General features: G+C 43.0%; 5 protein-coding genes. All 5 read right to left on the bottom strand.

Going from position 1 to position 8,228, the window contains the following annotated elements; translation table 11 throughout:
• Positions 1–2,030: 2,030 nt before the first annotated feature.
• The 5 genes from MKY75_RS11930 to MKY75_RS11910 all read right to left on the bottom strand — a co-directional run bounded on the left by MKY75_RS11930 (position 2,031) and on the right by MKY75_RS11910 (position 8,146).
• Positions 2,031–2,339 (bottom strand): hypothetical protein, encoded by a 309-nt coding sequence (locus tag MKY75_RS11930; protein WP_039275163.1) that lies wholly within the window; start codon positions 2,337–2,339, stop codon positions 2,031–2,033.
• A gap of 121 nt (positions 2,340–2,460) precedes the next feature.
• Entirely contained in the window at positions 2,461–4,311 is a 1,851-nt protein-coding gene (locus tag MKY75_RS11925; protein WP_029518458.1) for an ABC transporter ATP-binding protein, read from the bottom strand.
• The gene (locus MKY75_RS11920) at positions 4,304–6,067 is read right to left on the bottom strand and encodes an ABC transporter ATP-binding protein (RefSeq protein WP_039275165.1); all 1,764 of its coding nucleotides are present in this window, start codon (positions 6,065–6,067) and stop codon (positions 4,304–4,306) included. Before MKY75_RS11920 ends, MKY75_RS11925 begins: the two co-directional genes overlap by 8 nt.
• A 73-nt stretch (positions 6,068–6,140) precedes the next feature.
• Positions 6,141–6,551 carry a MarR family winged helix-turn-helix transcriptional regulator gene (locus tag MKY75_RS11915; protein ID WP_340885398.1) on the bottom strand — a complete coding sequence of 137 codons (411 nt, stop codon included), beginning with the start codon at positions 6,549–6,551 and terminating at the stop codon, positions 6,141–6,143.
• A gap of 572 nt (positions 6,552–7,123) precedes the next feature.
• Positions 7,124–8,146, bottom strand: a complete 1,023-nt coding sequence (locus MKY75_RS11910; RefSeq protein WP_340885396.1) for an NADH:flavin oxidoreductase/NADH oxidase — start codon at positions 8,144–8,146, stop codon at positions 7,124–7,126.
• Positions 8,147–8,228: the final 82 nt, after the last annotated feature.

Below are 8,228 nucleotides of genomic sequence, written 5' to 3'. Positions count from 1 at the left end.
ACGTATCTCTCCTCGCGAAATAGATAGAGGTAAAGTAACTCCTCATAAATGACCGCCCTTGTCAAGGAACTAGTCATGCGTGTCTTTTCTCCGGCATTAAATTGCCAATGGTAGTCGGCAAAAGCGATCACTCCTGATATACCATTGAGATATGGGTGCCTTCAAAGAGCTGAATTTGAATCGAAACAAGCGCATCTTCTTTTTCATCGCTCACACTTTCGCAGTGCAAGCTTTTTTAGTTGTGCGGACATAGCAAATAACTCTGACTCTGGATGTATGAAAATGTGCATGGAATGAGAATATTTTTGAATTATGCTGAGAGTACATCTTGGTGGTGTGGTGGGTTGTAGAATGGTTGCCACAATATTAACAACGTAGTGTATCATGATGTGTGCTGTCGAATCTTGGCTGGAGGGTATCGATGCTGTGAGATACATGAGCTGCTGCAGCGTGGTTAGGAGCGTGATTCACGACTGCGCTTATGACTTCCTGATTTTGTACATGGATGAAAAATGATGGTCATCGGACGGGCCAACGGGGTTCCCAGGCTGCTAAGGATACGTTTCACATACCTTAAAAATAATGAAGTTGTCTTTTGCAATACGGGAGATGTGGGACGGATTTACTGGATATGATGCTATGGACAGGGAATCTTACAGTTTGGCCTATACAACTGCCATGCTGTTTCAATTACAATCAGTGCCCCCATACATTGTCTAAAAAAGAGAACAGCTTATGTACTTATGAAGCCATTTCGGGAAGCAGTGAGGGCATGTTGTCCTGCTTGATGTCCATGGAGCTTCTGTTGAACAACTTCTATGTTCTGCAAGCCATTAAGCAAAGTCCTCATATCGGGCGAAAATAACTGGATCTTCTCAGTCAGATAGATCACGATTTTTAAAAACTAAGACATGATCGGAGTCGCCATATAAATTTCTCAAATCCTCTTATTGCCCAAAATTTCACAATAAATCCTTATATCCCTTTTTTCCTCCCAATACTTTCTAGCTATTTTAAATATACAAACTTTAAAACCGATTAGCATGGGACAAAAGTTCCAAATTGATAGATTTCATGAAATCCATAAATAACCCATATTATTCTATTATTTTTATATCTTCAAATACAAGAATTTCACTTTTTTATTAAATTGAATACCGATCATGACCCGTTAACGTGATTTAAGACAAAATTTTTGATTTTATAAATTGATAAAATCAAAATGACGTAGACTTGCAAAAAAGTCCAAAACCCTTGTATCAAAACAAATTTTACGTTACACATCATTAACACAAATGTAACAAATCAATTCTGACATCATCCGACAAATTTCAACTTTTTCAGCAATATTCTTTAATTACCTATATAATGGAATTTATTCACATCAAGCTGAAGTGATTCAAAATTAATAACTCTTCATTTTTTAAATAGATAGTGACTTTTCATAGCTCTTTTGAACTAATTCACATGCAAAATTTTCTTTAATTTTCTTCTGAAATTTCAGTTCAGATTAAATTTTTCTCTAATTTTAGCTAGAAACTTTGCTTTTTATTTAATAGAAACGTTTTGATCTTCCTTTAAAAGTATAAATTTTTAGAAAAATCATAACTATGGAACTATTTTTTTCGCAAAATTCAATGAACCGAAAACATAAAAATAGCAAGCCTCCATGTTGCAAGAGACTTGCTATTTTTATGTTTTGGCGACTTGACCCTTAAGAATGAAGTGAATACTGCCACAGCGAACGTACCAGAAACATTTGTTGTGTGATGTATACTGTGTACGAATCGAATCGTTTTTGTTGCCGAGCTCATCACAACCGATTGAGCTTCTGCCCTGTGATCAGACATGGAACAAATCCTTTGCAACCACTCACCAGATATCCAGACAAGCAATCGTATATCACGTCTTTTAGATGACAAGGGATTCCCGCGGCTGTCCACATTAACCGATTCAAACTGGTGCGAGAACTGAACCGGATAATCAGAGCTTGGCTTCTACGCCTACTTTGCTGCAATAAGAATCGTTCTTCACCCATCCACTACATCTGCTTGTAAATCTGTTGCAATTTCAATCATCTTAGGCACGACAGCCTCATTGGAAATAGCCACGTACACATCCCCCATGTAATGACGAAAAGGTATTTCTACGTCAGCATACTTCCACATGAAAAAATCTCCCTCGATCGACATGGTGCTCTCAGCACCTTGTATGATAAGCTCCCGTGAATACGAAAAGTCTGGCTGGGATGCAAAGTAATCTTTGCACTCCTCCAGGGAAATGGATTGCTCCACAGGATTTTCCTGCATGGAACGGGTGATTCGAAAACGCTGGTTCATTGATCTGCCTCCACAATTATGATTAAGAAATTCTGACTCTTATACCTTATAATGTCCACATGATGATGTTAATTAAGTTGGAACTATATGGATATTCATTATACTTTCAAGCAGTTACTTTTTAGGACGCATGTTCAAACTGACTGTTGTATAGATCGGCATAGAAGCCGCCTTTTGCTAGCAATTCCTCATGGTTACCCATTTCGATAATGTCACCGTCCTTCATGACCAGAATCAGATCCGCATTCTTGATCGTCGAAAGTCGGTGAGCAATCACAAAGGAGGTTTTCCCCACAGTCAGCTGGTCCATCGCTTGTTGAATCAGCAATTCCGTACGCGTATCGACCGAGCTTGTGGCCTCATCCAGAATGAGCATAGGTGAATCTTCAATCATCGCCCTTGCAATGGTAATCAATTGCTTTTGACCCGCAGAGAGATTGGCTTTGTCATCCAGAACTGTATCATATCCCTGCGGCAGTGTTTTAATGAAACTGTGCAGTCCCACCGCTCTACATGCAGCTTCTACCTGCTCATCAGTAACATGATCTTTGGAAAAGACGATATTGTCACGAATCGTTCCTTCGAACAGCCAGGTATCCTGAAGCACCATACAGAATAATTCATGAATATTCTCACGCGTTAATTGGCTGATCGGAGTTCCGTCAATGTAGATTTCTCCATCGTTCAGCTCATAAAACCGCATGAGTAAATTCACGAGCGTGGTCTTACCAGCGCCTGTCGGACCGACAATGGCGACTTTCTGACCAGCTTTAGCTTTCATAGAGAAGTCTTTGATAATCATATGGTCTTCGTTATAACCGAAACGAACATGTTTGAATTCAACATCCCCTTTGGCGTTATCCAGCTTCATAGTCTTGTCACTTTCATCCGCCAATTCTTCTTCACCCAAAAATTCGAATACACGTTCACTGGCAGCGGCCGCCGATTGCAGATTGGTTGCAGCCTGTGCCAGCTGTGACAAGGGCTGTGTAAACAGACGAATATACACCATGAAGGCGACAATAGTTCCGATGGTTATAGTCTGTTGGTTGACCAGCAAAGCTCCCACAACACAGACCGCGACATAACCAAAATTTCCAATGAACATCATGACTGGCATCATCAGACCAGACATGAACTGGGACTTCCATGCATTTGTATATAAGCGGGTGTTAATGCCATGAAACACTTCCTTGGCTGCTTGTTCCCCGTTATAGACCTTGACTACGTTATGACCAGCATAGGTTTCTTCGATATGACCGTTGATCTGGCCAAGCTCCGCTTGCTGTGCTACAAAATATTTCTGTGAATGCTTCATAATCACGCTCATCAGGCTAAAGCCGATCAGCGTAGCTACAATTCCGGTAACGGTCATGATCCAGTTCGTATACAGCATCATAATCAAAGCACCCACAAAGGTAGCCAGCGCACTAACAAGCGTGCCGAGACTGTTGTTTAGCGTTTGTCCGATGGTATCGACATCGTTTGTTACGCGGCTAAGCACATTACCGTAACTCGTAGAGTCAAAATACTTCAAAGGCATATGATCGATTTTTCGAGACAGCTCTGTTCGCATCTTCTTTGTAAGACGCTGTGAGACGGTTGCTGTAATGAAGCCCTGAAAATAGTTAAAAATAAGACCAAATCCATATAAAAGCGCTAATACAAAAACAATCTTCTGAACAGCACTTACATCAATCCCGGTTACGATTCCTTCCTGAATCAGGTTGGCAATATCACTGAGCTTATCTGGGCCAATCACGTTGAGGGTAGAGCCGACCAGGGCCAGTACCATAGCGAGTATAATCATAGGCACATAGGCCTTGCTGTAGGATGCAAGCTGGCTGATGGTCTTTTTAAAATTATTTGCTTTTTCACCACCACCCCTGCCCCCCGCGGGACCTTTGCCCATGGGACCTGGCTGATTCATTTTCATTTGCTGGCTGTCGACGGTGTGTTCATTCTTATCCATGTATGAGTTCCTCCTTCGAAAGCTGCGAATATGCGATCTCCTGATAGGTGCTGCAGTTCGTCATCAGCTCTTCATGCGTGCCACTCCCTACAATCTCCCCCTGGTCCAGCACGATAATTCGGTCAGCGTCTTTGATAGTGCCTATGCGCTGACCAACAATAAGTGTCGTAGCGTGGCCGGTTTCTTTTTTGAGAGCGGAGCGCAGAATCCGATCTGTTCTGTAATCTAGTGCCGAGAAGGAATCATCGAAAATATAAATTTCCGGCTGTCGGTAGATGGCACGCGCAATCGACAGCCGTTGCTTTTGACCACCGGACACGTTCGCTCCACCTTGCGAAATTCTACCCTGATACTGACCATCCATTTTTTCAACAAACTCCGTTCCTTGAGCAATACCAACGGCTTCTTTGACGAGTTTCTCTGAAGCTCCTGCTCTTCCGTTAACACCATACGAAACGTTGGATACCACCGTACCGTTGAACAGTACAGCTCTCTGGGGAACATATCCGATTTTGTTATGGAGTGCCTGCTGATTATAGTTCCTGACATTCACACCGTCCACGAGTACCTCTCCCTCGGTCACATCATAGAAGCGGGGAATTAGATTGATCACGCTGGTTTTGCCGCTGCCTGTAGCGCCAATAAAGGCAACCGTCTCGCCTCGTTTCGCCGTAAAGCTAATATTGCGAAGCACGGCCTCCTCCGCGTCCGGATATTTGAAGCTGACATTACGGAATTCCACTTGCCCCATAACGCTTTCTTCTCCAGTCGTCTCATGCCCGTTAACGATACTGGATTCGGTATTCAAAACCTCCATGATCCGTTTGGCAGAAATCGAAGCTCGAGGCATCAGGAAGAAAATCATACTTACCATCATAAAGGCCATGACCACCTGCACCGCATAAGAGGAGAATACGACCATATTAGAGAATAGCGTAATGCGGTCCGGCACGGCCGCTCCGTTAATCAGGTAAGTGCCAACCCAATAGATCGAGACACTCAGACCCGACATAATAAAGGTCATACCCGGGCCAACCATTGCCATTAACCGGTTCGCAAACAGGTTTGTATTCGTCAATTCGGCATTAGCCTGCCCGAACTTCTCCTCCTGATACTGATCTGCATTATAAGCGCGCACCACCCGAAGCCCGGTCAGATGCTCACGTGTTACTCTGTTCAGATTATCGGTGAGACGTTGGATTTTTTGGAAACTCGGAAGAGCGAAAATAACAATGACACTCAGCATCAGGATCAGGACAGCCACAGCCACTCCTGTAGAGGCGGTCCACTGCCAGTTTTTATCCGCAATTTTTGCAATGGCCCACACGGCCAGAATCGGCGCCTTGATGATCACCTGCAGCCCCAGCGCAACCACCGTTTGAATTTGGGTAACATCGTTCGTGGAGCGGGTGATAAGGCTGGCTGTTGAAAAGTTGTTCATCTCTTCCATGGAAAAAGATAAGGCCTTGTCAAAGACCATCGCACGCAGACGCATGGCCAGCCCTGCCGCGACCTTTGCCGCAAAATAGCCGACAATAATAGATGCAATCATACTGCCGACGGCACAAAACAACATGTAACTGCCGGGAATCAGCAGTTCGGACATAGGTGTTCCTTCTGTTTGCAGCTTGGTCGTAATTTCCGCCATATAATCAGGTAGCTTCAGATCAAGCCATACCTGCACAACGATGAAAGCCAGGCTGCAAAGCACGAGCATCCATTCATTTTTTTTGAGATATTTGAATATCTTTAGCATTCCGTTGCTCTCCTTTTATCTGATAGTCTTTGATGTCTGGTGAAGTATGGTGCTCCTGCGTCTGCATAGAAATTCAGCTTCTAGAGACAATAAGCTTAATGAGCCGGATCAGTTCTTTGGCATCCTGTTCGTCTAACTTTCGAAGAACATTCTCGGTCCATGCGATTCCTTCCTTATGCCTATCAATCATAAATTGCTTACCTGTATCCGTAATGAATACAATCACCTTACGTTTGTCATTGACATCAGTACGTCGTACAACTAGTCCTTTCTTCTCTAGGCTCTTCAGTGCCGTTGCTACCCGTCCCGTACTGACGGACAAGTATTCGCTCAAGTGGCCAGAGGTAACTCCGTCCTTATTGAAATTCAGACAAATGAGAATCCCCATTTCGCCACGTGAGAAGTGCCCTCGTTCCTCTAATGCTGGTTTCCGCGATTTGACGATATACTCGAATAGTTCTGTCGCTAGTGCTTTATAATCCAATGGTCACAACACCTTCTCGCTAATACCTTATAGTATGAGATAATTAATCTTATAGTATAAGATAATAATAATGTCGGGTTACAAAGTCAATTAGAGAAAATATGGAATACAAAAAAACGTCCGCAACCAGCTTGTATTTTCACCAAATTTTCCACACAAAAAGTTCAATGGACATGCCAAAAACTCGAGGAGTAGTTTGCAGGGCTTTTACCAACCTTCACGTCTAACATTGGAAGCTACATTGCATTGTAACGTCCATGGTATGAATAACCATCTTATAGTGCCACATATCACAACACCTAATAGCTAAAACCGAATCTCATCTTATGTATCTTCCTCTGACATGCTCTCTGTGGTCGCATAGTTCATTGAATTAGACCTTCTGTAGAGTACCTTGATAGAGTACTTTATAGAAGGTCTAAAGGACGTACTTTTTTCGCTTAATCGACCATTTCCATTTCAAAGTCTTTTATCGTTGCATTCGGTCTTAAAATCTTTTCCTGGTCAAATATAGCTAGCGGTTCACCATTTTTAACTTTGACAGGCCAATTATGATTAGCAAGAGCTCAGTCTTAGAACCCTGTAGTATACTGTGTAGGGATTGCAGTTTCTTTTTTCAATTTTGATGCGGCTTCCAGTGACCAATAAGGATTTCTCAACATCCCTCTACCCACAGCAACCAGATCGGCCTCTTCATTTCCGATAACTGCATTCGCCAATATTGGATCTTCTAGTCTTCCAACGGCCATCACCGGAATATCCAAAGCTTCTTTGATCTCTTTTGCTAAGGGGACTTGATACGCTGCGTGAGTTCCTGGTCTGCCCCATGCAGCTATAGGTCCCTCACCGCCAGATGAAATATCAAACATATCTACTCCTGCCTTTTGATATTCCTTGGCAAAAGCAATGCTTTCCTTAATACCATATCCACCTTCTACGTATTCTTTGGCAGAAATACGCATCAAGAGCGGCATATCTTCTGGCATTTCACCCTTCGCTGCCTGGATGATTTCCCGAGCAAAAAGGGTAAGGTCTTTACCATATTCATCTTCCCGTTTATTCGTAAGCGGCGAATGAAATTGATGAATCAAATAGCCGTGTGCACCATGAATTTCAATGCTGTCGAATCCAGCCTTGACAGCGCGAGCTACAGCAGCACGAAATTTCTCAACCAGTCCTTTAACCTCTTCTGTTGTAAGCGCGCGAGGTTGTTTTGAATTTTCATCAAATGCAATAGCAGATGGTGCTACAGGAACTTCAGCATCTTCCGCCTTGCGTCCGGCATGCGCGATCTGGATTCCCACTTTGGCACCGTAGCTATGACAAGCATCTACAATCCGTTTGAGAGCAGGAATCTGCTCATCTGACCATAAACCAAGATCAAAATCGGAGATACGACCATCCGGCTCTACATCTGTCATTTCAATTATGATAAAACCAGCTCCGCCTACTGCACGGCTAACGTAGTGCATATAATGCCAATCTGTGGCAACCCCGTCCTTTTGGTCAACCGAGTATTGGCACATTGGAGGCATAACTACGCGATTTTTCAATTCCAAACCTTTAATTGTATAGGGACTAAATAAATCTTTCATGTGAGAAAGACTCCTCTCTGAGTTATATTAGGAAATACAACAACAAAATGCATGCACACGCATATATACTAACATGTTTGTT

This window comes from Paenibacillus sp. FSL L8-0663, assembly GCF_038008125.1.
GTDB lineage: Bacteria > Bacillota > Bacilli > Paenibacillales > Paenibacillaceae > Paenibacillus > Paenibacillus polymyxa_D.
Note: the sequence above shows the minus strand (reverse complement) of the source record. Positions and strands in the feature narration are given on the sequence as shown.